At 60.1% G+C, this 24,388-nt stretch carries 18 protein-coding genes; 6 read left to right on the top strand and 12 right to left on the bottom strand.

The features are described 5' to 3' along the window. The first annotated feature begins 18 nt into the window (after positions 1–18). Positions 19–1,080 carry a GGDEF domain-containing protein gene (locus tag OF122_RS10070; RefSeq protein WP_264224129.1) on the top strand — a complete coding sequence of 354 codons (1,062 nt, stop codon included), beginning with the start codon at positions 19–21 and terminating at the stop codon, positions 1,078–1,080. Positions 1,081–1,086: 6 nt separating this feature from the next. Here the strand turns inward: OF122_RS10070 and sufA are convergent, their stop codons facing one another. The 8 genes from sufA to OF122_RS10030 are packed head-to-tail and all read right to left on the bottom strand — an operon-like array spanning position 1,087 to position 8,283. Then, positions 1,087–1,473 (bottom strand): Fe-S cluster assembly scaffold SufA, encoded by a 387-nt coding sequence (gene sufA, locus OF122_RS10065; RefSeq protein WP_264224128.1) that lies wholly within the window; start codon positions 1,471–1,473, stop codon positions 1,087–1,089. A gap of 2 nt (positions 1,474–1,475) precedes the next feature. Continuing rightward, positions 1,476–1,862: an SUF system Fe-S cluster assembly protein gene (locus OF122_RS10060; protein ID WP_264224127.1), complete on the bottom strand. Its 387-nt coding sequence runs from the start codon at positions 1,860–1,862 to the stop codon at positions 1,476–1,478. 12 nt (positions 1,863–1,874) lie between these two features. Beyond that, positions 1,875–3,092: a cysteine desulfurase gene (locus tag OF122_RS10055; protein ID WP_264224126.1), complete on the bottom strand. Its 1,218-nt coding sequence runs from the start codon at positions 3,090–3,092 to the stop codon at positions 1,875–1,877. Next, complete coding sequence (sufD, locus tag OF122_RS10050; protein WP_264224125.1) at positions 3,092–4,303, bottom strand: Fe-S cluster assembly protein SufD; 1,212 nt, start codon at positions 4,301–4,303, stop codon at positions 3,092–3,094. The genes OF122_RS10055 and sufD overlap by 1 nt, the downstream gene beginning before the upstream one ends. 11 nt (positions 4,304–4,314) lie before the next feature. Further along, on the bottom strand, positions 4,315–5,067 hold the full coding sequence (gene sufC, locus OF122_RS10045) for a Fe-S cluster assembly ATPase SufC (protein WP_264227642.1): 753 nt from the start codon (positions 5,065–5,067) through the stop codon (positions 4,315–4,317). Between the two features lie 8 nt (positions 5,068–5,075). Beyond that, positions 5,076–5,594: a cupin domain-containing protein gene (locus OF122_RS10040; RefSeq protein ID WP_264224124.1), complete on the bottom strand. Its 519-nt coding sequence runs from the start codon at positions 5,592–5,594 to the stop codon at positions 5,076–5,078. Next, on the bottom strand, positions 5,594–7,123 hold the full coding sequence (sufB, locus tag OF122_RS10035) for a Fe-S cluster assembly protein SufB (RefSeq protein ID WP_264224123.1): 1,530 nt from the start codon (positions 7,121–7,123) through the stop codon (positions 5,594–5,596). Before sufB ends, OF122_RS10040 begins: the two co-directional genes overlap by 1 nt. Positions 7,124–7,140: 17 nt before the next feature. Then, positions 7,141–8,283, bottom strand: coding sequence for a cysteine desulfurase family protein (locus OF122_RS10030; RefSeq protein WP_264224122.1), 1,143 nt, complete (start codon positions 8,281–8,283; stop codon positions 7,141–7,143). 248 nt (positions 8,284–8,531) lie between these two features. Between OF122_RS10030 and OF122_RS10025 the strand changes: the two genes are divergently transcribed. Both OF122_RS10025 and tyrS read left to right on the top strand, forming a co-directional pair. Continuing rightward, positions 8,532–9,194 (top strand): alpha/beta hydrolase, encoded by a 663-nt coding sequence (locus tag OF122_RS10025; protein WP_264224121.1) that lies wholly within the window; start codon positions 8,532–8,534, stop codon positions 9,192–9,194. Positions 9,195–9,359: 165 nt separating this feature from the next. After that, positions 9,360–10,613, top strand: coding sequence for a tyrosine--tRNA ligase (gene tyrS / locus OF122_RS10020; RefSeq protein ID WP_264224120.1), 1,254 nt, complete (start codon positions 9,360–9,362; stop codon positions 10,611–10,613). Positions 10,614–10,646: 33 nt separating this feature from the next. Here the strand turns inward: tyrS and OF122_RS10015 are convergent, their stop codons facing one another. Further along, on the bottom strand, positions 10,647–14,120 hold the full coding sequence (locus OF122_RS10015) for a hypothetical protein (protein WP_264224119.1): 3,474 nt from the start codon (positions 14,118–14,120) through the stop codon (positions 10,647–10,649). Positions 14,121–14,360: 240 nt separating this feature from the next. On the opposite strand from OF122_RS10015, the gene OF122_RS10010 reads away from it, so the two are divergent. Together OF122_RS10010 and OF122_RS10005 are read left to right on the top strand one after the other, a co-directional pair. Then, on the top strand, positions 14,361–14,840 hold the full coding sequence (locus OF122_RS10010; protein WP_264224118.1) for a peroxiredoxin: 480 nt from the start codon (positions 14,361–14,363) through the stop codon (positions 14,838–14,840). A gap of 98 nt (positions 14,841–14,938) precedes the next feature. Continuing rightward, positions 14,939–16,045 carry a M23 family metallopeptidase gene (locus OF122_RS10005; protein WP_264224117.1) on the top strand — a complete coding sequence of 369 codons (1,107 nt, stop codon included), beginning with the start codon at positions 14,939–14,941 and terminating at the stop codon, positions 16,043–16,045. An 18-nt stretch (positions 16,046–16,063) separates the two neighbouring features. Here OF122_RS10005 and prfB read toward each other — a convergent pair. The 3 genes from prfB to OF122_RS09990 all read right to left on the bottom strand — a co-directional run bounded on the left by prfB (position 16,064) and on the right by OF122_RS09990 (position 21,181). Continuing rightward, positions 16,064–17,180 (bottom strand): peptide chain release factor 2 gene (prfB, locus tag OF122_RS10000; protein WP_408636219.1). Its coding sequence is split into 2 segments (ribosomal slippage): positions 16,064–17,110 and positions 17,112–17,180, totalling 1,116 coding nucleotides; the frame shifts between segments, so codons are not numbered across the junction. Positions 17,181–17,252: 72 nt separating this feature from the next. Then, entirely contained in the window at positions 17,253–19,670 is a 2,418-nt protein-coding gene (locus tag OF122_RS09995; RefSeq protein WP_264224115.1) for a penicillin-binding protein 1A, read from the bottom strand. A gap of 233 nt (positions 19,671–19,903) precedes the next feature. Further along, complete coding sequence (locus OF122_RS09990; protein ID WP_264224114.1) at positions 19,904–21,181, bottom strand: N-acetylmuramoyl-L-alanine amidase; 1,278 nt, start codon at positions 21,179–21,181, stop codon at positions 19,904–19,906. Between the two features lie 526 nt (positions 21,182–21,707). Between OF122_RS09990 and OF122_RS09985 the strand changes: the two genes are divergently transcribed. Further along, positions 21,708–24,311, top strand: coding sequence for an Rne/Rng family ribonuclease (locus OF122_RS09985; RefSeq protein WP_264224113.1), 2,604 nt, complete (start codon positions 21,708–21,710; stop codon positions 24,309–24,311). The last annotated feature ends 77 nt before the right edge of the window (positions 24,312–24,388 follow it).

Genomic DNA, 24,388 nt, shown 5'->3' with positions numbered 1-24,388 from the left:
GGTGATGGTTGACGTAACGTGACGAACCTGGACTTTGACCGCGCATCAGGATTTGCCAATGCGGCGCTTGCCTTGCTCAAGCGCGCGCAGATTCCGCCGTTTCCGGTATATTATGAGCTGTTTTATACTTACGCGACCGGTTCGAATGCCGAGCTCAACACGCAGGTCAACGCAATCCTGACGCGATCAGGCACGATCACACTCGAGGAAGCTACGCAATTATGCGAGACATTCCTCAAAGTCCCCGACATGGACGAGAAGTTGCGGGCAATGTCGCAGATCATGAGCCGCAAGATCACTGATGTGAACCAGGCGATTGATGCCGCCATGGTATCCGCCAGTTCTTATTCGGGCTCGCTTCAACAGGCTTCGGGCGATCTGGCTGGCGGTGGTATCGACGAAGATGCGCTGAAAATGCTGTCTTCGCGCCTGCTGCGGGAAACCCGCCGCATGCAGGACATGAACCGGCGTCTCGAGGCCGAACTGGAAACCTCAAAGGACGACATTTCCGTTCTCCAGCGCGACCTCGACGAGGTCCGCAAGGAGTCCATGCTCGATCCTCTTACCAAGATTCCCAATCGCAAATGTTTCGACGAGCAGTTCTCGGCCGATCTGGAGCGAACTCACGCCCAGAACGCCACCATGTCGCTGCTGCTTTTCGATATCGATAGCTTCAAAGCCTTCAACGACACCTATGGTCACCTGACCGGCGATCAGGTGCTTCGGCTGGTGGCCCATGTTCTTAAGGCCAATCTCAAGGGGCGGGACATGCCCGCCCGCTTCGGCGGGGAAGAGTTTGTCGCCATCCTGCCCGAGACCGAGCTGGAGGGTGCCATTACCGTTGCCGAAAATATTCGCCGCTCGGTGCAGGCCAAGGAACTTCTCAAGCGCTCGACCAACGAAAAGCTGGGCCGCATCACGCTGTCGGTTGGGGTTGCACAATGGCGCGCCGGCGACACAGCGGCCACACTTATCGAGCGCGCCGACAAGTGTCTTTACGCCGCCAAGGGCGCCGGACGAAATCGGGTAATGTCGGAAAAGGACCTGCCAGGCTTCATCGGCTCATCCGACGTCGCCTGATCGCCCTCAGACCGTTGCTTCGGCCCGCGCTCTGGCCAGGTCGGCAAGATCGGCCGGCTTGAGCTGAACGCTCTCCCCACACCCGCAAGCGCCTTCCTGGTTGGGATTGTTGAAGGTAAAACCCGATGACATCCGGGTTTCTTCATAATCCATCACTGTTCCGAGCAGAAACAGCGTCGCCTTAGGCTCGATCCAGACCTGCACACCCTTGTCGCTGATATGATCGTCACCGGCCACGGCCTCTTCGACATAATCGAGCGTGTAGGCCATGCCTGCGCAGCCGGCATTCTTCACCCCGACACGCACGCCAATGACCGGCTTGTCGCTGTCTTCGATGATTTCCCTGATGCGCTCGGCAGCGGCATCGGTAAGCTGCATGATCGCGAAAGCCATTTCTACCACCAGTTCAGCGCGACTTGCGCTTCCTCGCTCATCCGGTCCGGCCCCCACGGCGGATCGAATACCATTTTCACTTCAACGTCCTGAATCCCTTCGACTGAGCGCGCCGCATTCTCGACCCAGCCCGGCATTTCACCGGCCACCGGGCACCCCGGAGCGGTCAACGTCATGTCGATGGTCAGGTTGCGGTCGTCGTCGAGATCGACCTTGTAGATCAACCCCAGCTCATAAATATCGACAGGGATTTCGGGATCATAAACCGTCTTGAGCGCCGCAATCAGGTCCGCCGTGATGCGCTCGACATCCTCGGTCGGCAACGCATTGCCACCCTCAACAAAGCTCTTGGCTTCGGCTTCGGTCTTTTCCGGTGCGGTATCAGTCATGACGGTCCAATATCAAAAGAAGGATTGCGCTTTTTCGATAGCCTCGACAAGCGCGTCCACATCGTCCTTGCCATTATATAGGGCAAACGAGGCCCGACATGTAGAGGTAACCCCAAATCTTTGTAGCAGGGGCATTGCACAATGGGTCCCGGCCCGCACGGCAACACCATACCGGTCGAGAATTGTCGAAACGTCGTGGGCATGAGCATTCTCGAGCATGAAGGAAAAAATCCCGCCCTTGCTCGGTGCGGTACCGAACATGCGCAGGGAATTGATCCGCGACAGCTGCTCGCCCGCGTAAACCGCGACCTCGTGCTCGTGGGCCGCAATGGCGTCACGCCCAATGGCCTCGACATAATCGATCGCCGCGCCAAGCCCGATCGCCTGTACGATCGGCGGCGTGCCGGCCTCGAACCTGTGCGGCGGAGCGTTGTAGGTCACAGCGTCCTGCGAAACCTCTTCGATCATCTCCCCGCCGCCCAGAAACGGTTGCATCGCGGCAAGCAGGTCATACTTGCCGTAAAGAACCCCCACCCCGGTCGGCCCATAGAGCTTGTGGCCGGTAAAGACATAGAAATCGGCCCCGATATCGCGCACGTCCACCTTGGTGTGAACGGCCGCCTGGCTACCATCGATCAGAACCGGAATACCGCGCGCATGCGCGATCTCCACGATCTGCTTGGCCGGATTGATCGTGCCCAGCACGTTCGACATATGTGTGATCGCAACGATCTTCGTCCGGTCCGTCAGGGCCGCCGTAAAGGCATCAAGATCGAAGCTTCCATCATCGGCCACGTCCACCCATTTTATCACCGCGCCCTTGCGTTCCCGATGGAAATGCCACGGCACGATGTTGGAGTGGTGTTCGGCGATCGAAATGACGATCTCGTCCCCCTCCCCGATCCGCGGACTGGCAAATGAGGACGCCACCAGATTGATGGCTTCGGTCGTCGAACGCGTAAAAATGATCTCTTCGACCCGCTCGGCATTGAGAAACGCGCGCACTTTCTCGCGTGCGCCCTCGAACGCTTCGGTCGCCCGATTGGCCAGCGTATGCAGTCCCCGATGCACATTGGCATATTCGTGTCGATACGCATGATCCATGCGATCGAGCACCTGCACCGGCTTTTGCGCCGAAGCACCCGAGTCGAGATAAACCAGGCGCTTGCCGTGAATTTTCTCCTCGAGAATGGGAAAATCCGCGCGTGCTGTCGCGAGATCGAAAGGCATCAAACGTCCTTCTTGAGCCAGCGCTCCACAACACCCGCAAGCGCTTCGGAGACGTATTCGTCCTCTACCGCTCCGGTGATTTCCTCAAGGAAAGCACGAATGAGTATGGTTTCGGCGTCTGCACGCGAAATGCCACGGCTCATAAGATAAAACAGCGAGGTTTCGTCGAGGTCCCCGCATGTCGCGCCGTGCCCGCAGACAACGTCGTCGGCAAAAATCTCCAGCTCGGGTTTGGAGAGAATTTCCGCCTCGTCCGAAAGCATCAGACCCTGCGTCATCATCTTGGCGTCGGTCTTCTGCGCGTCGATCGCGACGTTGATCTTGCCCTGGAACACTGCCTTGCCGCGCCCGCGCGCGATCTGCTTGTAGAGCTCGGCCGAAGTGGTGTTGGGCACGCCATGGGTGATGTCGATGGTGATATCCCGATGCTCGTCGGTATCGACAACATTGAGACCGAAGAAATCGCCATGCGTTCCTTCGCCGACGAAATCGGCAAACACGTTGGTCCGCGCCAGATGCGCACCGGCATTGATGACCACCGACTTAAAGCTCGATTCTGCGCCGATCCGATACTCGACGGTGGCGAAATGGGTCGCCTGACGTGCCGACAGGTCCACCAGAATATGGGTCACTTCGGCACCGTCACCAACCGAGACATAGCTGCCAACATTGCCCATATGAGCGGCGTCGCTGCCCGACACCGTCTCGATCACCGTAGCTTTTGCACCCGGACCGAAGGCAATCTTGGCCCCCGACTGAACGTGACCCGCGGCCCCTTCCATGCGGTGGTCGATGTGGATTACCGGATCCACCGAGCCGGCCAGCTCAAGGTTCAGCGATTCAGAAACCAGCGCAGCATTGAGACGCACGAGCACGTCATCCCGCGTTGTGAGAACTGAACCGGCCGCCTTGCCCACGATCACGCCCGCAGGCGCGGTCGAAGTCGACTGCACGACGCCATTGGCGATTACGATGCGGTAGGCCCCCGGAATATCGACAGCCGGCGCACTGGAATCGCTCGCCGCCTTCGCCCGCGGTGGTATCTGGCCCAGAAGGGTCCTGAGGTCGGTATAGTGATAGCTTTCGACCCGGCGCGTCGGCAGGCCGATCACCCGCAGGCGTTCGGCCGCATCTGTGGCTCCGGCGCTCTCGAGCTGTGCGACGAGGCTTTCCTCGGCGCCGCTCAGCCGGACAGGTGTCTGTATGTTCACGGCGTTACCTCTCAGGCAGCGTTGGATTCGTCGAAGTCTGCATAGCCCTTGGCTTCGAGCTCGAGCGCCAGCGATTTGTCGCCGGTTTCCACGACCCGCCCGGCAGAGAACACATGCACGACATCGGGCACGATGTAGTTCAGCAGGCGCTGGTAGTGCGTGATGACCAGCATGGAACGCTCCGGCGCGCGCAGCTTGTTGACACCCTCGGACACAACCTTGAGCGCGTCGATGTCCAGCCCGGAATCGGTCTCATCGAGAATGCAGAGTTTGGGGGCCAGAAGCGCCATCTGCAGGATTTCCGCGCGCTTTTTCTCACCGCCCGAGAACCCCACATTGAGCGGGCGCTTGAGCATGTCCTGCTTGATTTCCAGCAGCCCGGCAGCATCCTTGACGGCACGCATGAAATCGGGCGTCGAAAGCTCGCCCTCCCCGCGCGCCTTGCGCTGGGCATTCATGGCCGCCTTGAGAAAGGTCATCGTCGCAACGCCGGGAATTTCGATGGGATACTGGAATGCCAGAAACACGCCGGCAGCAGCGCGCTCGTCGGCTTCCATTTCCAGAAGATTCTCGCCGTCGAGCAGGATTTCGCCCTCGGTGACTTCATAGTCCTCCTTGCCGGCCAGCACGTAGGACAGCGTGGATTTGCCAGAGCCGTTCCGGCCCATGATCGCGTGAACTTCACCGCGATTGAGGGTCAGGTTCACACCCTTGAGGATCTCGTTGTCCTCGACGCGAACATGCAGGTTCTTGATTTCAAGCAACGGGGTGCTCATTTTTCGTCTCCGATATTTTCGCCGTCGAGATAATCGAGGCTCGTTTCTTCTCGCCCGATAAAGCGGAAGCGCCGTCGTTTTGTGCCTTCCACTGGGCGGCTCATCACCTGAAACTTCGCGCTGTCGGGGTATTCACAGACATCGACATCCGCCTTGGACGAAATCACCAGGTATTTCAGCGTTTCCGTCCCGGTATTGATCAGTTGGTGCGCGTAGCTTGCGTCGCCCATAGGCGCGCCCAGCACGTCGCCACCCTTCACCCTGTAAATTTCTCCGCCGAACCGATAGTCGCCTTCACCTGAAAGGATCACCAGCATTTCGTCTTCGGCATGATGCACGTGGTAGGGGCATGCCGTCTTGCCCGGCGCCACCTCGGTATAGGCACAGCCCAAGCGGGTGAGTTGGAGGATTTCGCCGACATAACCGTCAAACGATTCAAACCAACCCATCCCCGCATTGCGCTCGAGTTCCATCTCGGGCACTCGAACCACCGGGTTGTAGTCCGCTCCCGCCATTATCCAACGCTGCCTTCCAGCGAGATGCCGATCAGCTTCTGGGTTTCGACCATGAACTCCATTGGCAGATGCTGCAGCACGTCGCGAACAAAACCGTTCACGATCAGAGCCACTGCTTCTTCCTCGCTCAACCCGCGCTGCAGGCAATAAAACATCTGGTCGTCGGAAATCTTGGACGTCGTCGCTTCGTGCTCAAACACCGTCGAGGAGTTCCGGCTTTCGATATAGGGTACCGTATGCGCTCCGCAGCGATCGCCGATCAGAAGACTGTCGCACTGGGTAAAATTGCGCGCGCCAGTCGCCCGGCGATGCGAGGAGACCTGGCCGCGATAGGTGTTGTCGGAATTACCCGCCGCTATACCCTTGGAAATGATACGGCTGGACGTGTTCTTGCCCAGATGGATCATCTTGGTGCCGCTGTCGACCTGCTGCTTTCCGTTTGAAATCGCGATCGAATAAAACTCGCCGCGCGAGCCGTCGCCGCGCAGGATGCAGCTGGGATATTTCCAGGTGATCGCCGAGCCCGTCTCGACCTGCGTCCAGGAAATCTTGGAGTTCTTGCCGCGGCAATCGCCACGCTTGGTGACGAAATTGTAGATGCCGCCCTTGCCGTCCTTGTCGCCTGGATACCAGTTCTGGACCGTCGAATATTTGATCTCGGCTTCATCGAGCGCCACCAGCTCGACAACGGCAGCGTGGAGCTGATTTTCGTCGCGCATCGGAGCCGTACAGCCCTCGAGATAGCTCACATACGAGCCTTCCTCGGCGATAATCAGCGTACGCTCGAACTGGCCGGTGTTCCTCTCGTTGATCCGGAAATAGGTCGAGAGCTCCATCGGGCAGCGAACGCCCTTGGGGATGTAAACGAACGATCCGTCGGTAAACACGGCCGAATTGAGCGTTGCGTAAAAATTGTCGGTAACCGGCACGACCGAGCCAAGGTACTTCTTGACCAGTTCAGGATGCTCGCGCACCGCCTCGGAAATCGAGCAGAAGATGATGCCGTGCTTGGCCAGTTCCTCGCGGAAGGTCGTCACCACTGAAACCGAGTCGAACACTGCATCGACTGCAACATTGCTGCCGAACGGCGTATCTTGCGTCGCATCCTCGCCCTGAACCCCAGCCAGGATTTTCTGCTCGGATAACGGGATACCCAGCTTTTCATACGTCCGCAGCAATTCCGGATCGACATCGGCCAGCGACTTCGGTCCCGTGGTGCTTTTGGGCGCCGAATAATAGTACTGATCCTGGAAATCGATCTCCGGATACGAGACGCGCGCCCAGGTCGGCTCTTCGAGCGTCAGCCAGCGCCGGAAGGCCTCGAGCCGCCATTCGAGCATCCATTCAGGCTCGTTCTTCTTGGCCGAAATGAACCGCACGGTATCCTCATTGAGGCCCTTGGGCGACTTGTCGGATTCGATGATCGTCTCGAAGCCGTACTTGTACTTGTCGACGTCGAGCGCCAGCACCTGATCGACCGTATCGCGGTCAATGTTTTCCTTGAGGGTCGGAATGTCATAATCGGACATCAAAAAGTCTCCTGGTGCTAAGCTGCAGCGCCGTTACGGCGATGACGGCTCAGAACGGTTTCAAACGCCGAAAAGAAGGCGTCAATTTCCTCGGTGGTCGACGACCAGCCGAAACTGACCCGAAGGCCGCATTCACTCAAATCGGGCGACACGCCCATGGCGCTGAGCACATGGGAACGTCCAACCTTGCCAGACGAACATGCAGAACCCGACGAAACGGCGATGCCAGCCAGGTCCAGGCTCATCATCGCCACTGTATTCTTTATCCCCGGCACCGCGAAATTGATCGTGGTGCCGATCCGCTCCGCCCCGCGTGAGAAAATCACCGCATCGGGCACCAGCGAAAAAAGCCGATCTTCAAACGCCGTGACGAGCGCTGCCGCCCGATCTGCCTTGAAAACCTCGCCAAACTCTTCGCAGGCCGCCCCAAACCCCGCGATCAGCGCCGCCGATTCGGTGCCGCCCCGCCGGCCCTGCTCCTGCCCGCCCCCGGGAACCAGCCGAACCGTGTCCGCATGCCCCTTGACCAGCAGGGCGCCGATGCCGGCAGGCCCGCCGATCTTATGAGCCGATATGGCCATCATATCGGTAGCGCAGGCCGCAAAATCCAGACCAAGCTTGCCAAAAGCCTGCACCGCATCGACGACGAGAATATGAGGCGTTGGCCCCAACAGCATCTCGATCTTTGCACGCGGCTGGACAACTCCGGTCTCGTTATTGACCCAGGATACGGCCACCAGCAGCTTTTCCCCGGCGGCATTGGCGGTTTCGATATGGCGAGCCAATGCGTCGAGATCAATGATCCCGTTGCCATCAACGCCGACTACCCGAACCGACACGCCAGACGCTTCCGCGGCCTTCAGTGCCGCCGCATGGTCGGTCGCGCAAACGACAACCCGGTCGATCGCAAAAGCCTTGACGCCCCCGACAATGGCCTGGGTCAGGGCTTCGGTCGCCGAGCCGGTGAAAACCACCTGCTTGGCCTCGGCCCCGGCCGCCTTTGCAACCTTGTCCCGGGCATCATCGATAAGCGCGCGCAGCGCCCGCCCCGGGCCGTGAACCGACGATGGATTACCCACCATTTCGAGCGCAGCCAGCATCGCTGCGCGGACGCGCGGCAGCATGGGCGCCGAAGCGTTATGGTCGAGATATACGCTCATCGATCCGTCAACTCGCCGCTCCCGGACTCTCTAAAAGGCCGCTGCAGCAAACAATCCTTGAAATTCGACTCGCTCCTTAAGTAAAAGGAGCGCTCAAATGCGCCGGAAACTCCGGCCAAAACCCGTTTGGAATTATTCTAAACTGGTATTCCAAGTCAGTTTTATGGACGCCTGCACCATTCGTCAAGCCGGGTCCGCGGGTGCATGGCTCCCATGCAGCGCCGAACTAAGCATAAAGGTAAGAGTCAATGCCTGAAGTGATTTTCAACGGACCTGAGGGGCGTATCGAGGGCCGGTATCAACCGGGCAAGGAGCCCAACGCACCCGTTGCGATCATCCTTCATCCTCACCCCCAGTTCGGGGGCACGATGAACAACCAGATCGTCTACAATCTCTTCTACATGTTCGTGCAGCGCGGCTTTGCGGTCCTGCGCTTCAATTCGCGCGGCGTTGGGCGCTCCCAGGGCCTCTTCGATCATGGCGTGGGCGAATTGTCCGACGCCGCGGCCGCGCTCGACTGGCTGCAGGCCCTCAACCGCGAAAGCCGCGGCTGCTGGATCGCCGGCTTCTCGTTCGGTGCCTGGATCGGCATGCAGCTCCTGATGCGTCGTCCCGAAGTCGAGGGCTTTATTTCAATTTCCCCGCCGGAAAACCTCTATGACTTCTCGTTCCTGGCCCCCTGCCCGTCTTCGGGCCTGATCATCCATGGCGACAAGGATCGTGTGGCGCCGCCCGAGGCCGTTCAGAAGCTGGTCGACAAGCTCAAACTCCAGAAGGGCATCACGATCGAACAGCAGATCGTCGAGGGTGCCAACCACTTCTACGAGGACAAGATCGACGAACTGATCGAAGCGTGCGGCGAATATCTCGACCGTCGCCGGGCCGAGATCGCCGCCGGCGGCGGACGTTGACCCCTGCGATCGTTTTGGAGCGTTTCCGGCAAAAGTCGGAAACGCTCCAGACAGTCTGCGAATCTCATCCCGGGTGGAAGGGCGCCCGATTGACGGGATGATTTCGAGCCAAACCCGTCCGGCATATGGCGGCCGGGCAGCTTCAACGCTCTGGAATCAAGACCAATGACCCAGTTCAAATCCGAATTTCTCAATACGCTCTCAGAGCGCGGTTTCATTCATCAGGTGTCCGACCCCGACGGGCTCGACAAGAAGTTCTCGACCGAGATCGTGACCGGCTACATCGGCTACGATCCCACGGCCGCATCGCTTCACGTCGGCCACCTGATGCAGATCATGATGCTGCACTGGATGCAGAAAACCGGCCATCGCCCGATCGCTCTGATGGGCGGCGGAACCGGCATGATCGGAGATCCCTCCTTCAAGGACGAGGCCCGCAAGCTTCTGACCGTCGAGGGCATTGCCGCAAACATCGAGGGTATCAAACAGAAGTTCGCCAATTTTCTCGATTTTGGCCAGGGCCCGCAAGACGCCGTAATGGCCAACAACGCCGATTGGCTGCTCGAACTCGGCTACATCGAGTTCCTGCGAGACGTGGGCCGCCATTTCTCGGTCAATCGCATGCTCAGCTTTGACTCGGTCAAGCTGCGTCTGGACCGCGAGCAGTCCCTGAGCTTTCTCGAATTCAACTACATGATCCTGCAGGCCTACGATTTCGTGGAGCTCAACAAGCGCTACGGCTGCACCTTGCAGATGGGCGGCTCGGATCAATGGGGCAATATCGTCAACGGTCTCGATCTCGGACACCGCATGCTCGATACCCAGTTCTACGCCCTCACCTCGCCGCTGCTGACCACGGCCTCGGGCCAGAAAATGGGCAAGACCGCCAATGGTGCTGTCTGGCTCAATGCCGATGCACTTTCGGTTTACGATTTCTGGCAGTACTGGCGCAACACGGAGGACGCCGACGTCGAGCGTTTCCTCAAGCTCTTCACGACCTTGCCGCTCGACGAGATCGCCCGCGTCATGGCCGGTGTCGCCACCGACATCAACGAAGCCAAGAAGGTGCTGGCGACCGAGGTAACGGCGCTTGTTCATGGCCGCCAGGCTGCCCAGGACGCGGCCGCAACGGCAGTGGCGGTCTTTGAAGCCGGTCAGCTCGATCTCTCGCTGCCGACCATCCAGATCGGCTGGTCGGCCCTGCGCGGCGGTCTTGGCATCCTTGCAGCGACTGTGACCGCCGGTCTGGCGTCATCGAATGGCGAGGCCCGTCGCCACATCCAGGGCGGTGCGCTCAAGGTCAACGACCAGACCGTGACCGACGAAAAAATGAGCCTGGGCCAGGATCAGGTCCTCAGCGAGGGCGTCATCAAGCTCTCGATCGGCAAGAAGCGCCACGTACTGCTCAAGCCTGTCTGAACAAGGAAAGGCCGGGACACCCCCGGCCTTTTTTCAGTTCTGCGGCTGGTTGGCTGATCGGTACTCGAACAGCGTGCGAAATACGCCGGGCGCCAAAATCGACACCGGGTTGATCAGCAGATCGGGCTGGTCCAGCGGCCCGCGCACCGCAAAGGTGACCCCGAGCAGCCCCTCGCCCTCGCGCCCTCCGAAAATCGGCCCGAGCACCGGAATCTGCTGGAAGAAATTGTTGAGCCCGAACAGGGGCACATAGGTTCCCGCCAGATCGTACTGCCCGGCATCGGTCATGATGTTGCCGCGGATCGTGCCGCCCACCGTATCGCCATATATGGCGGCTTCGACCAGTTCGATGCGATCGCTGAAGCGGACGAATTCGGCCCGGCCATAATCGAACTCCATTGCAGACGCGCCCGCCAGAACCTCCTGCGACTCCTCATGCGACCCGACGATAGCATCGAGGTTTTCTTCGTCCACGACCGCAAAATTGCGAACCTCGAACTCGCCCGTATCGGTTTCCGAACTCTCATCGTACCGCATCACCATGCTACCCTCGCCGTTCACCAGGCGCGGATAGATGCCGATGAACCTCAGCGTTTCACCCAGATCGTTGGTCGCATAGGAAATGATCCGCCCGCTGGGCAAGGGATTGGTCGTAGCAGATGCCGAACGTCCGCTCCCGAATTGGGTAGCCAGGTTAACACTGCGCAATTGCTCGCCCATGACCGAGAGGTCGAGATCGACGTTGAATGCCACGGTGCCGAAATAGCCCAGTGCCCGCTCGAGATTGACGCTGACGTTGAAAACCTGGTCCTGCAAGTCTTCGCTTGCCCCGGCATTTTCGGCCCCCTCGATATTGAAGAACCGCTTGAGCACTGGCTTAAGGTCGAGTTGCTGGCCACTTATGGCGAGGGAATAGCCGCCTTCGACGGGCGTCATGCTCACCTGCGCGCTGTCGCCCGAACTGATCTGGAATGTACCGAAGTCAGCCGACACCAACTCTCCGGCCGAACTGAGATTCATGGCGCCCTCCAGTCGCACGGTCCCGAAATTGAGGGCGATGTCGGAGACCACGATATCCTCATCGGCCAACGATACCGTCGCCTCCAGACCGCCGGCGTCACCGCGGACCTTGCTGATCCCGATATCGCTGATCGTCAGCGAAGTGTCCGTCAGGTCGGCCTGCACCTCGATCCGGCCGTCCTCGAGCGGTCGGGCGACAACCCGCACGGTGCCGCCCATATACTGGGACAGATCGATCCCCAGTTCCGCTGCATCGGCAACGCTCAGCGTCGAGGCAAACGCCAGTTGCGGCGCGCCGCCTCCCGCCTGATGCGCCTCGAGGTCGATCCGCGCTTCCCCCACGCTCGCGGCTCCAAGAACCCGGAACCCCTCCTGCGAAGCGGTAAAGGTCAAATCAGCATCGGAAAAGCTGACCCCCTGGATCGGGCGAGCGCTGGCCATATCTGAGATTGAGCCATTGAGCGCATAATCCGTGCTCACCAACTGGCCGGTGTCGTCGGTCTCAATTGTGGCAATGACAGTGCTCGACATCTCTCCGGTCAAATCTTGCGCCAACGCACTCGGATCGAGCCCGAAATCAAGATCTTCCGCGAGGTTGAACGTATCGCTCGTAACCACTTCAAGGATTGCCGGCACTGGGCCCGATACATCGCCGGAAATCTCGAAGACCTGCTGGCTCGCTGAAACGTCCTGGTTGATATAGGCAGCGTTGGCGATCGAGACCTCATCGCCAAATTCGGTGAGGCTGGCCCGCTCGAAAGCCATTGTCAGTTGATTGTCGCGCATGGTCAGGCGCGCCTCGCCGCCCACCTGAAACTCGGGAACCCCTTCGAGCGGGCGCAATTGCACGCCGTTGCCGACAAGATCGATCCGCATCGCCCCCTCGGGCATCGGGCGGGGCTCGCCATCCAGCGCTATGCTGCCAACTGGAAACCGGAAGTGCATATCGGCGCCGGCTACAGTCCCATCTGCCACATATCGGGTGAACCACTCCCGCCCCTCTGTCGCAAATAGATAGGGCCATAACCGCTTGATGTCGTCGGCCGACGCGCCCCGCCCGCTCAGCGAGACGTCGAGCCCCACGCCTTCGCGCACCATGTCGAGCCGGCCCTGCATGACGACGCTGACGTCCTCTTTGGCCACCACCATCCGATCGATGCCGACCGCGCCATAGAGCGGCGCCGACCATCCCTCATAGTGGATTTCCTCGAACGGCTCGGCTGGCGCATCGAGATCGTCAGGATGCAGCCACAAGTCCCGCCCACGCAGTGACATGCCCAGCGTGGGGCCGAATTGTTCGTCAAAGCCCATGACGATATCGCCGCCCACAATCCCCCGGCTCTGTCCAACCGCGACCTCGACATCGGCGACGGAAAACCGCGATTGGCCGGGATACCAGTCCACCGCAAAGGGATCGGCGGCCACGTCGAACAAATCATTGTTGAGGCGAAGGCGTGTCCCGTCGATATCGACAACGAATTGCCCCGACTGGACGCCGCCCCGTCCGCCCGCCTCGAGCGCAACCGAGAGGCCGAGATTTCCCGTTCCCCGCAAGGCTGCGAGACTGTTGGCGTCATCGAGGAATGGGATGATCGTGGAAAAATCGAGGTTCCTGATGTCCGCCTTTATGGTCGCGCCTTGCGCACCCATCTCGCGCACGATCTCGCCATCCATGGTCTCACCAGCGATCTCGGCCGCAAAATTGGCAGCGACGCGCCCATCTATGCGACCGGATCGGACGTCGAGATCAACCCTGTCGAACGACCGGTAAAGCCCATAGACCGTATCGAGCACGCCGATCGACCCGTCACGGATTTCAAACCGCCTCACCTGCCCCGCCATGGCCTGCTCGGCAAGCTGGGCCAGCGCCTGGTTGAGAGATTCGACATTGGCCACCAGCCAGTCATTGTCCGAGCGCAACCCGATATCCTCGGCCCCTTGCGCCCCGGCCGAAATGCCCTCATCGCCAATTTGCACGTCCGGCGCTCGCTGGCTGCCCTCAATAACGCGCACCACTGTCTCGCCAGTGCCGTCTTCTTCGAGAAATTCGAACCGCGAGAGCCTCGGGCCCAGCAGGTCCTGAACCATCTGGAAGCGGGGCTCGATCAGAATGATGCGCGCCTGGGGTCGCCCGAACACAAGTCCCAGTGGCGACAGACCGATCTCCAGCGCATCAGCCTCGATCACCGCATTGGAGGCGCGCTCGGTCAGGGTGACCGTAGAGAGATGAAAACCCAAGCTGACCGGCCCGGTCAGCGACAACCCGAAGTCGCGCCAGTCGACGTCAAAACTGTCATCGACAATCCCGGCAACTTCGCTTTTGACCCGATCCGACAGGAACCCGAGCGATATCGGCCCAAACAGAAGGCGCACATAGAAAAGGGACAGAACAACGAGCAGCCCAATGCCCAGAAGGGCAAGAATTTTGAGCGCCAACCGTCGCCTGGGGCCGAAAATGGTTCGCCTGGGACGTGTCGTCTCACTCACTGTCGGATGCAGGTCCCATTAGAGCGTTTCCAGGACAAGCGGAAACCACTTATCCGGTTCGGAAGCGCGACAAAACAAAGACTTAGATCGTTGCGCCGTTTCCGTGACACGGCGAAATGATCTGGAAATATGTGCCAACGCCAATACCGCAGAATCGGCTATCAAAGCTGTCTCTTGCCGACCATATCGGCTTGAATATGGCACAGATACCCTGCCGCGCCCTATGCGCAGGGAAAATTGATGGAAAAGGCCCTCCTCATGACCATACCGGCTGTCGGCAAATCTGCTCCCGATTTCACCCTGCAAACGGACGCGGGCGAGCCCTTCACATTGTCGGATCAGCGCGGCAGGTCGGTGCTCATCTATTTCTACCCGCAGGCCGATACCCCCGCCTGCAACGACCAGAACCTCGCCTTCACTGCGAACGCAAAATGGTTCGCCGAACGCGATATCGTGCTCGTCGGCATATCCCCCGACAGCGTCGAAAAACTCTCCAATTTCCGGCAGAAATACGCGCTATCACCCATCTTGCTCTCGGACCCCGATCACAAGGCCATCGGCCCATACGGCGTGTGGGGAGAGAAAAAGAATTATGGCCGGACCTACGAAGGCCTGATCCGGTCCACCGTCCTGATCGACCCCGAAGGCAGGATCGCTCAGGTCTGGCCCAATATCAGAGCCAAGGGACATGTCGAACGTGTCATGAAAGCCATAGGTTAGCCCGGCATTAACTATAGCGCTGCATAATTCCTGATGTTGGATGTAAGAATTGCGTCATCAGGGGACCATCAGTGCGTTCGGGGGATCAGACGATAGTATTGGGTCGGCAGAAAGCCGCGACCCGCAAGAGTGGTGCGGGCGCTTACCTTCTCTTGATGTCGGTTGTCGCGCTACTTCTGGTCACCAACGCGGTGACGGCCCTTGCCCTCTATTTCGCCCCCGAAATCAACAGTCTGCTGCGCGAGGACAATTCCACCATCCTGACAGCCTATGAACAGCGCATTACCGAACTGCGCCTGGAAGTCGATAGGCTTCACTCCCGCCAATACGCCCAGATGGGCGACATGAACCTGCAGATGCATGAGCTTGTTCAGCAGCAGGAAGTGCTGTCCGAACAGCACGAATATGTCCGCGCACTCACTGAAATGGCCCACGAAATGGGCATTGCCGGCCAAGCCGCAGAACCCGACACCATGACAACCGGATCGATTGGAGCCCAGCCCTTCGCTTTTTCCGGCGACACTGCACTTTTGGCCGACACCCTGCTTTCCATGCAGGAGGAAACCCGAATGGCGCTGGTTTCACTCTCCGATGCAGCGACCCTCTCGACCAACGAGATCGTTTCAGGGCTGCGCAGCGTAGGCATCGAACCGCGGCTTGTGACGGATGGCGTAGGCGGCCCGTTTATTCCAGCCGGTGGCGAGCCCGGCTCGATCATCGACGAAGCCAACGCAGTGGCCGACGCTCTGGCGCGCTACCAATCGGCCCGCCGCGCCCTGTTGACGGCCCCCATCCAGCCTCCGGTCAATGGTGGTGGCACCATCACCTCATCCTTCGGCAACCGCACAGACCCGTTTCTCAAGCGCGCCGCCTTCCACTCCGGCATTGATTTCCGCGCCTCAACAGGAACCCCCGTGCTTGCGGCGGCAAGCGGCACGGTCAGCTTTGCTGCGTCCAATGGCGGATATGGCAATATGGTCGAAATCGACCACGGCAACGGGCTTTCCACCCGCTATGCCCATTTGAGCCATCTCGGCGTCAGCGTTGGCCAGACAATAACCGGCGGCCAGCAAATCGGTCGGGCGGGATCGACCGGTCGCTCAACCGGTCCTCACGTTCATTTCGAAGTCCGCAAGGGCGGCAGCGCCATCGACCCGTCGCGCTTCATCGCCGCCGGGCGCACTCTGGCGGCGTATCTGCACTAGGCCCAAAGCTACTACAGCCTATTCCTCGTCCTTGTCTGCCCCCACCCGCTGGGCGAGAGAGGCTTCCATGAACGGGTCGAGCGCGCCATCCAGCACATCGGCCGGCGCCGTGCTTTCCACCTGCGTGCGCAGATCCTTCACCAACTGATAGGGCTGAAGCACATAGGAGCGGATCTGGTGTCCCCACCCGATCTCGGTCTTTGAGGCCGCTTTGGCACTGGCGGCTTCCTCACGCTTTTGCAGCTCGAGTTCGTAAAGCCGCGCCCTCAGCATATCCCAGGCCTGCGCCTTGTTCTTGTGCTGGCTGCGCTCGTTCTGGCACTGCACCACGATTCCGGTGGCGATATGGGTGATACGCACCGCCGAATCGGTTGTATTGACGTGCTGACCGCCCGCGCCGGACGCGCGGTAGGTATCGATACGAACGTCGGATTCGTTGACGTCGATATCGATCGAATCATCGATCACCGGATAGACCCAGACGCTCGAAAAGCTCGTATGCCGCCGCGCCTGGCTGTCATAGGGCGAAATGCGCACCAGCCGGTGCACGCCGCTTTCTGTCTTGAGCCAGCCATAGGCATTGTGGCCCTTGATCAGGATGGTTGCACCCTTGATGCCCGCTTCTTCACCGGCGCTGTACTCGATGGTCTCGACCTTGAACCCGCGCCGTTCGGCCCAGCGCGTGTACATGCGGAACAGCATCTGCGCCCAGTCCTGGCTTTCGGTGCCCCCAGCCCCCGAATGGACTTCGAGATAGCAGTCGTTCGCGTCCGCTTCGCCGGAAAGCAGGGTTTCCACTCGCATGCGTGCCGCGGTGCTTTTCAGCTCGACCAGCGCCTTTTCGGCTTCCGATACGATCTCATCGTCGCCCTCGGCCTCACCGAGTTCGATTAATTCGATGTTGTCGCTGATCCCGGCTTCAAGCGTTTTGACCGTGTCGATGGCGCTTTCGAGCGACTGGCGTTCGCTCATCACCTTGCGGGCTTCCTCCGGATCGTTCCAGAGATCGCCAGATTCAGAGCGTGCGTTCAGCGCGTCGAGGCGTCTTTCTGCTGTATCCCAGTCAAAGATGCCTCCTCAGCAGGCTTAGGGCCTGCTTGATTTCGTCGACAGTCTTGAGAACGTCTGCGCGCATATCTCTTTCCGTATTTCTGTTCGCAGGCTGACTTAGCGGCATTGAAAGCGACAATCAACCGCCTGCAAGCCACTAGAAAAGGGAACCCGCCCCAAAGCCCGGCTGTTGATTGGCGCCGGTCTGGATATTATCGAAGGCTTGGGAATTGACCCCGATGACAGAGGTCATCAAATTCGGCCCGGTCCCCGGCTTGAACGCCTCCTGCACCCCGGATCCGCCCGCGACAATTCCCACTCCGGTTGCCGGATCGATCCAGTCCGTATGCATGCCCTGAGGCACCTGGAACCGCGTGGGTGGCACGCCTTCAAGCGCTGCCGCAACGAAATCGGCAAATATCGGCGCTGCCAACTCGCCGCCCGTCGAACTCGAGCCCATGCTGCGCGGCGTGTCGTACCCGACATAGACCCCAACTGCGAGTTCGGGCGTGAACCCCACGAACCACGCGTCCTTGTAGTCATTGGTCGTGCCTGTCTTGCCCGCCACCGGCCGCCCGATCGCCCGCACCGCCGTACCCGTGCCCCGCTGCACGACGCCCTCCATCATTGACGTAATCTGATAGGCCGTCATGGGATCCAGCACCTGCGCGCGGCTGTCGATGATCATCGGCACCGCCTGCCCGTGCCATTCTGCCTGCTGGCAGTTCTCGCAAATCCGTTCGTCATGGCGATAGATCGTATCGCCATACCGGTCCTGGATACGGTCGATCAACGTGGGCGTGATCCTGCGCCCACCATTGGCAATGGTCGCATAGGCTGCCGTCAGCCGCATGACCGTCGTCTCGCCAGCACCGAGCGCCATGGCAAGCACATGCGGCATGTCGTCATAAACGCCGAACAGGCGCGAATATTCCTCGATCATCGGCATGCCCAGATCGCGCGCCAGCCGCACCGTCATCACGTTGCGCGAAAGTTCGATGCCGCGCCGCAGCGTCTGCGGCCCATAGAACTGCCGCGCGTAATTTTCCGGCTGCCAGACCGAGCCATCGGCATTGACCACCTCGAGCGGCGCGTCGAGGATCACGCTTGCTGGCGTATAGCCATTGTCCAGCGCCGCCGCATAAACGATAGGTTTGAAAGACGATCCCGGCTGGCGCATCGCCTGCGTCGCGCGATTGAATTCGCTTTCTGCAAACGAAAAGCCACCCACAAGCGCCAGAACGCGCCCGGTCCTCGGGTCCATGGCAACGATGGCGCCCTCGATCTCGGGCACCTGCCGCAATGTGTAGACACCTTCTTCGCCGGCCACGGGCTCGACGTAAATCACATCACCAACATTAAGGAGTTCGCTCAGCGGCTCGTTGACCCAGCTTACCGCCGAACCCGGCAGCGTGCCCGTGATGCGCTCCGAGCTCACGCGCCCATCGACGTCGATCATCGGTCGAAGACCGATCCGCGCCGAATTGGCCTCCATCTCAAGGACCACGGCCAGCGTCCACTCGGGCACATCTCCGAGCGGAGAAATACCAGCCAGTGCCCCGCCCCAATCCTCGCCGATCTCGATCGTGTCCTCGACCGCATGAAATCCGCGCCGCTGGTCGAAGTCGATCAGGCCATCCATCAGCGCCTTTCGCGCATGGAGCTGCATTTGCGGGTCCAGCGACGTGCGCACCGACATGCCGCCGCCATAAAGCGTATCTTCGCCATACAGCCCGGCCAGCTGACGGCGCACTTCCTCGGTAAAATATTCGGCCGAATAGAGCTGCGATCCGCCGGCCCGCGGAATGACATTGAGGTTTTCGTTCTTGTAGGCGCTCGCGTCCTCGAGCGTTATGTACCCGTTCTCGGCCATCCGATCGAGCACCCAGTTCCGCCGCTCGATCGCCGCCTCGGGCCGCCTGAAAGGATGATAGTTCGAGGGGCCCTTGGGCAGCGCCGCAAGATAGGCCGCCTCGGCATAGGTCAGCTCATAGAGCGCCTTGTCGAAATAGTTGAGCGCGGCTGCCGCAACGCCATAGGAGTTGAGACCGAGGAATATCTCGTTGAGATAGAGCTCGAGAATTTCGTCCTTGGTGAACGTGTTTTCGATCCGCAGCGCCAGGAGCGCTTCCTTGATCTTGCGGTCCCAGGTCTGGTCCGAGGTCAAAAGGAAATTCTTTGCTACCTGCTGGGTAATGGTCGAAGCGCCGACCAGATTGCCCGAACTGCCGTCCACCATCTGCACGACATTGTCGCGCGCCGCGCGAAACACACCGGCAACGTCGATACCGAAATGGGAGTAGAAATCCTTGTCCTCGGCCGAAAGGAAGGCCTCGATCACCATCGGCGGAATGGTTTCGACCGGCTGGAATAGCCGACGTTCCCGGGCAAATTCGGCAAGCAATACGCCATCGGCGGCATGCACGCGGGTCGTCACCGGCGGCTGGTAGTCCATCAGCACCGTGTAGTCTGGCAGATCGTCGTTGAGCAGCGCGACATAATAGGCAACGCCGCCCAGAACGATCAGGCCTGAAAAAACGGAAAAGCCAAACAGCCAGCTTAAAAGTCGAAACATTGCATTCTCACACGGGCCCGCGCCCACTCGTTGCGCCATTCCCCGCGATTCTGGAGCTTATCAGAATCGCTGCCCATTGTGCGCCCAAACCCTTGAAGATGAATCAAAACGGTGTGTACCGGTCAAAACCTGGAGCGTGTCCAGATAAAGTCGATGCCACTTTATCGGTTCGGACACGCGACAAAACAAAGACTTAGAGCAATTGAAGCGATTCATAGAAGCGCTGAAATGCTCTAGTATCGATCGTCGAAATAGACCGCGACGCCACGCGCCAGCGCTGCGGCGACGCGATCGAGCCAGGCGTCCGTGGTCAGGTTCGCGGTATCGTCCGAATTGGAGAGAAAACCCAACTCGATCAGCACCGAGGGAATGTCTGGGGAATTGAGAACGAAGAAATCGGCCTGCCGCAGCGGAAAGCGCCGCAATTGAACCGAGGGCTCGAGCTGTTCGATCAATGCCTGCCCGGCCAGATAAGATTGCCGCCGCGTCTCCCGGGCCAGAAAATCGACAAGCACGTTAATCGCGCCCTCATCCTCGGGTGGTGAAAACCCGGCGATCAGATCGACCCGGTTCTCGTTCTCGGCCAACACGCGATCGAGATCGGACGTCGCCAGATCTCCACGCGTATAGATCGATGCTCCACGCACATCCTGCTGGTCGAAGGAATCCGCATGCAGCGAAATGAACAGATCCGCCTGGTTCTGCCGCGCCAGCGCAACACGCTCGGAAAGCGTGAGGAATGTGTCCGTGTCGCGCGTCAACGCAACATCGAACCGGCCGGTTTCGACCAATAGATTTTGCAGTTTGAGCGCAAAGGCCAGAACGATCGTCTTTTCCTCGAGCCCGTTGGTCGCCCGTGCGCCGCCATCGACCCCGCCATGGCCGGGATCGATAATCACGAGCGGCCGCACGCTATCGACAGCCGTAGCGGTCTCACCCGGGGCTGTCTGAGCGCCATCGAGTTCGGCGGGCGGCGTTTCCTGCTCGGCCTGCGCGATCGCCGGCTCGGCGCCTCTAACATTGGCTGCGAAGTTTTCCGCCGTATCGGGCACGAGATCGATGACCAGACGCGCCGGCTGGTCCTCGAACGCATCGAGAATATACGATTGCTGCACCTGCGCGGGCCCTGCAAGCGAAAGCGTCACCCGCACCCGGTCTTCACCGAAGGCTTCAACGCCATAGGCGGTTACCAGACCATCGCCGGCCGGCTGATTGTCCTGCCCGCTATCCCCTGCCTGACCACGCAATTCAACGACAGCGCGCATCGGATCGGCAATTGTGTACACGGCAAATTCGGTGGGCGTCGTGAGATCCAGCACCAGCCGCGCGCGATCCTGGGTGGCAGTAACCCGCGAGTCGAGCAGCGCCGGCGCGGTGGGCTGGGCGCCATCGGCTGCCGTAGCCTGGGTTTCTGCCGCCGGGTTTTCCTGCGCCGGGCCCGCCGACACACTGAAAACGGCACATGCCAGAACGAAAAAAATCAGCTTTGCACGCACAGCCGGGACGATCATCGAAAACTCCAGTTCGCGCGCACCTTATGCGATTCTTGGGCGGAAATAGGCAAGCCCCCGCTTGAACTTCGCGGCCCGCAACGCCACATCCCAACAATCGAGCGCCAAGGCCATTGGCTATTGCCAATTTCCGGGAACACTCGTAAGGACTGTAATGCGGTGCTCTATAGAGTCTGCGCCCAGGCCCGATCTCGCCTCCGGTATCTTTACCGGCCTCGACACACCGGACATGTGACGCGCGACTTGCACCGAGACAAGAATATCGGAATCGCCGGTTTTGAGGCGATCCGACTGGCAAGGCCGATCTGGCCATGCCTCTAAGGACGAGGTCGAATGGGTTTAACTCTGGCAATCGGCACGATCAATGTTCCGGCGCGCCACAGCCCGCTGTCCCATTCCTTGACCCCTACCCTTCTCAACGACGCCCCTGGCGTTTTCACAATACTGTCATACGCCTCGCATGGCGCTGGCCGCCCGTCACAAGAACGGTCCGGGCCCGGCGCGCGAGCGCGCGGAGTTCTAATTTATGGCCACAAAAAGAATGCTGGTGGATGCCACCCACCCGGAAGAAACACGGATAGTCGTTACCACAGGTAACAGACTCGAGGAGTTCGACTTTGAATCCGCCGAACGGCGGCAGCTAAGGGGCAATATCTATCTCGCCAAGGTTACGCGGGTCGAGCCTTCCTTGCAGGCTGCCTTCGTTGAATATGGCGGCAATCGTCACGGCTTCCTCGCCTTTTCCGAAATTCACCCCGACTATTACCAGATTCCGGTCGCCGACCGCGAAGCTCTCATGCGCGACGAAGAAGAAGCCCATGAGGAAGAAGCCGATCTCATTGATGATGACGAGGTCGAGAGCGCCGAAGGCGACGAAGACACCGCCGAAGACAATGGTGACGATTTCGACGCGCCGCGCGAAACCAAGAAGGTTGAGCAGATCGGTGAAGGCGATGCCCTAGAAGATCTTCAGGAACGTCCCCGCCGCAACCAGCGCCGCTACAAGATTCAGGAAGTCATCAAGCGCCGTCAGGTCTTGCTGGTTCAGGTTGTCAAGGAAGAACGCGGCAACAAGGGCGCTGCGCTCACCACCTATCTGTCGCTGGCCGGCCGTTATTCGGTGCTGATGCCCAACACGGCCCGTGGTGGCGGTATTTCGCGCAAGATCACCAGCGCTGCCGACCGCAAGCGGCTCAAGGAAATCGCCACCGATCTCGAAGTGCCCCAGGGCATGGGCGTCATCCTGCGCACCGCCGGCGCCTCGCGCACCAAGGCTGAAGTCAAGCGCGATTTCGAATATCTCATGCGCCTTTGGGAAAACGTCCGCACCCTTACGCTCGAATCCTCGGCCCCCTGCCTCGTCTATGAGGAAGGCAGCCTGATAAAGCGCACCATCCGTGACCTCTACAACAAGGACATCACCGAAGTCCTTGTGTCCGGCGAGGCCGGATATCGCGAGGCCAAGGATTTCATGCGCATGATCATGCCCAGCCATTCCAAGAATGTGCAGATCTATAAAGACGATGCGCCGATTTTCTCGCGTTTCAACGTAGAGTCCCAGCTCGACTCCATGTTCCATCCGCAGGTCACCCTGCCCTCGGGCGGTTATATCGTCATCAACCCGACCGAGGCGTTGGTATCGATCGACGTGAACTCGGGCCGTGCCACCAAGGAACACAATATCGAGGACACAGCGCTCCAGACCAACCTGGAAGCGGCCGAAGAGATTTCCCGCCAGTTGCGCCTGCGCGACCTGGCCGGCCTCATCGTCATCGATTTCATCGACATGGAAGAGCGCCGCAACAACCGCGCTGTCGAAAAGAAGCTCAAGGATTGCCTCAAGAACGACCGGGCCCGCATCCAGGTCGGCCATATCAGCCATTTCGGCCTGATGGAGATGAGCCGTCAGCGCATCCGCTTCGGTGTTCTGGAATCATCGACCCACACCTGCCCCACCTGCGCGGGCACCGGTCTGGTGCGTTCGGTTTCCTCGCTGGCGCTGATGATCATGCGCGCCATTGAAGACCATGTGTTGCGCAAGCCCGGTCAGTCGATCAACGTCAACATGCCCGCCGAAGTCGCGCTCTATATCCTCAATACCAAGCGCGAAACGCTCACGGCGCTCGAAGCCAAATACGGGCTTTCGATCACCATTTCCGCCCAGAGCGGCCTTCTCGGCTCCCAGTTCAACATCGAACGCGGTGAAGCCCGCGCGCCGGTCGCAGCAGCGCCGGTCCAGCACATCCGTGCCGATGCGGCCTCCATGGACGACTATCAGGAACCTGAAGTCGAGGAAGAAGCCGAGGTCGAAGCTGAGATCGAGGCCGAGGACGACATGTCCGGCGAACGCGATGGCAACCGCAACAAGCGTCGCCGTCGTCGCCGTCGTGGCGGCAAGGACAGCGCCGCAATTCAGGCCACCGAGGTTGCCACCCCCGACGCGGAATCCGGCGATACGGAAGATGAGCCGCGTGCCGATGCCGCCAATGAGGATGATGACGACCAGCCGCGCAAGCGCCGTCGTCGCGGCCGCCGTGGCGGACGCCGCAACAAACGCCCCAACGAAGGTGTAGGCACCGATCAGGACACGGAATCGCCCGGCGATGCCGACGCCATGAATGCCGTCGAAGACCGCGAGCCTGCGGTCGCGGTTCAGGCGGAAGATGCGCCTGCGCCCGACGCCGCACCGGAAACCGAAGTGGTCGCCGAAACCGCAGAGGAAAAGCCGAAAAAGCGCCGCACGCGCCGGACCACGAAGGCCAAGGCCGTCGAGCCGGACTCGGTGGCACAGGAAGCCGTGGAAGGCGCCGAAGAAGCGCCCGCCGCCGAGCCTGCGCCAGCTCCTGAAAAGCCGGCTCGCAAGCCTCGGGCTCCGCGCAAGAAAAAGGTCGAGGCCGAAGCTCCTGTGGAAGAAAAGTCCGCCGAGGCGCCCCAGCCCGACAAGGCACCTGAGCCCGTTGCCGCATCCAAGCCGGACGCTCAGCCCGAGGCCGCCGCGGAGGATAAGTCTGCGGCCCGCAAGAAAAAGGCTGTGCCCTCCGACGAGATTCTTGTCTCATCAACCAGCGAGCCGACCGAAGAAAAGCCCAAGAAGGCTGGCTGGTGGCAGCGCCGCCTCGGTCTGGGCTAAAAGCATTCCACACGAATGAAAAAGGGCGGCTGAGCCGCCCTTTTTTGTTTCCCGCTTGGAGCGCTTCCGGGATAAGT

It is taken from the genome of Pelagibacterium flavum, from assembly GCF_025854335.1.
Lineage (GTDB): Bacteria > Pseudomonadota > Alphaproteobacteria > Rhizobiales > Devosiaceae > Pelagibacterium > Pelagibacterium flavum.
The sequence above is the reverse complement of the archived record's forward strand: the minus strand, read 5'-3'. Positions and strand labels throughout refer to the sequence as shown.

Excerpts from the sequence above, each read along its gene's own strand:
- OF122_RS10040 (WP_264224124.1), bottom strand. The coding sequence starts at position 5,594 with ATGGCGGGAGCGGACTACAACCCGGTGGTTCGAGTGCCCGAGATGGAA.
- OF122_RS09995 (WP_264224115.1), bottom strand. The coding sequence starts at position 19,670 with ATGTTTCGACTTTTAAGCTGGCTGTTTGGCTTTTCCGTTTTTTCAGGC.
- OF122_RS09990 (WP_264224114.1), bottom strand. The coding sequence starts at position 21,181 with ATGATCGTCCCGGCTGTGCGTGCAAAGCTGATTTTTTTCGTTCTGGCA.
- sufB (WP_264224123.1), bottom strand. The coding sequence starts at position 7,123 with ATGTCCGATTATGACATTCCGACCCTCAAGGAAAACATTGACCGCGAT.
- OF122_RS10055 (WP_264224126.1), bottom strand. The coding sequence starts at position 3,092 with ATGCCTTTCGATCTCGCGACAGCACGCGCGGATTTTCCCATTCTCGAG.
- OF122_RS10010 (WP_264224118.1), top strand. The coding sequence starts at position 14,361 with ATGGAAAAGGCCCTCCTCATGACCATACCGGCTGTCGGCAAATCTGCT.
- OF122_RS10025 (WP_264224121.1), top strand. The coding sequence starts at position 8,532 with ATGCCTGAAGTGATTTTCAACGGACCTGAGGGGCGTATCGAGGGCCGG.
- tyrS (WP_264224120.1), top strand. The coding sequence starts at position 9,360 with ATGACCCAGTTCAAATCCGAATTTCTCAATACGCTCTCAGAGCGCGGT.
- OF122_RS09985 (WP_264224113.1), top strand. The coding sequence starts at position 21,708 with ATGGCCACAAAAAGAATGCTGGTGGATGCCACCCACCCGGAAGAAACA.
- OF122_RS10030 (WP_264224122.1), bottom strand. The coding sequence starts at position 8,283 with ATGAGCGTATATCTCGACCATAACGCTTCGGCGCCCATGCTGCCGCGC.
- OF122_RS10060 (WP_264224127.1), bottom strand. The coding sequence starts at position 1,862 with ATGACTGATACCGCACCGGAAAAGACCGAAGCCGAAGCCAAGAGCTTT.
- sufA (WP_264224128.1), bottom strand. The coding sequence starts at position 1,473 with ATGGCTTTCGCGATCATGCAGCTTACCGATGCCGCTGCCGAGCGCATC.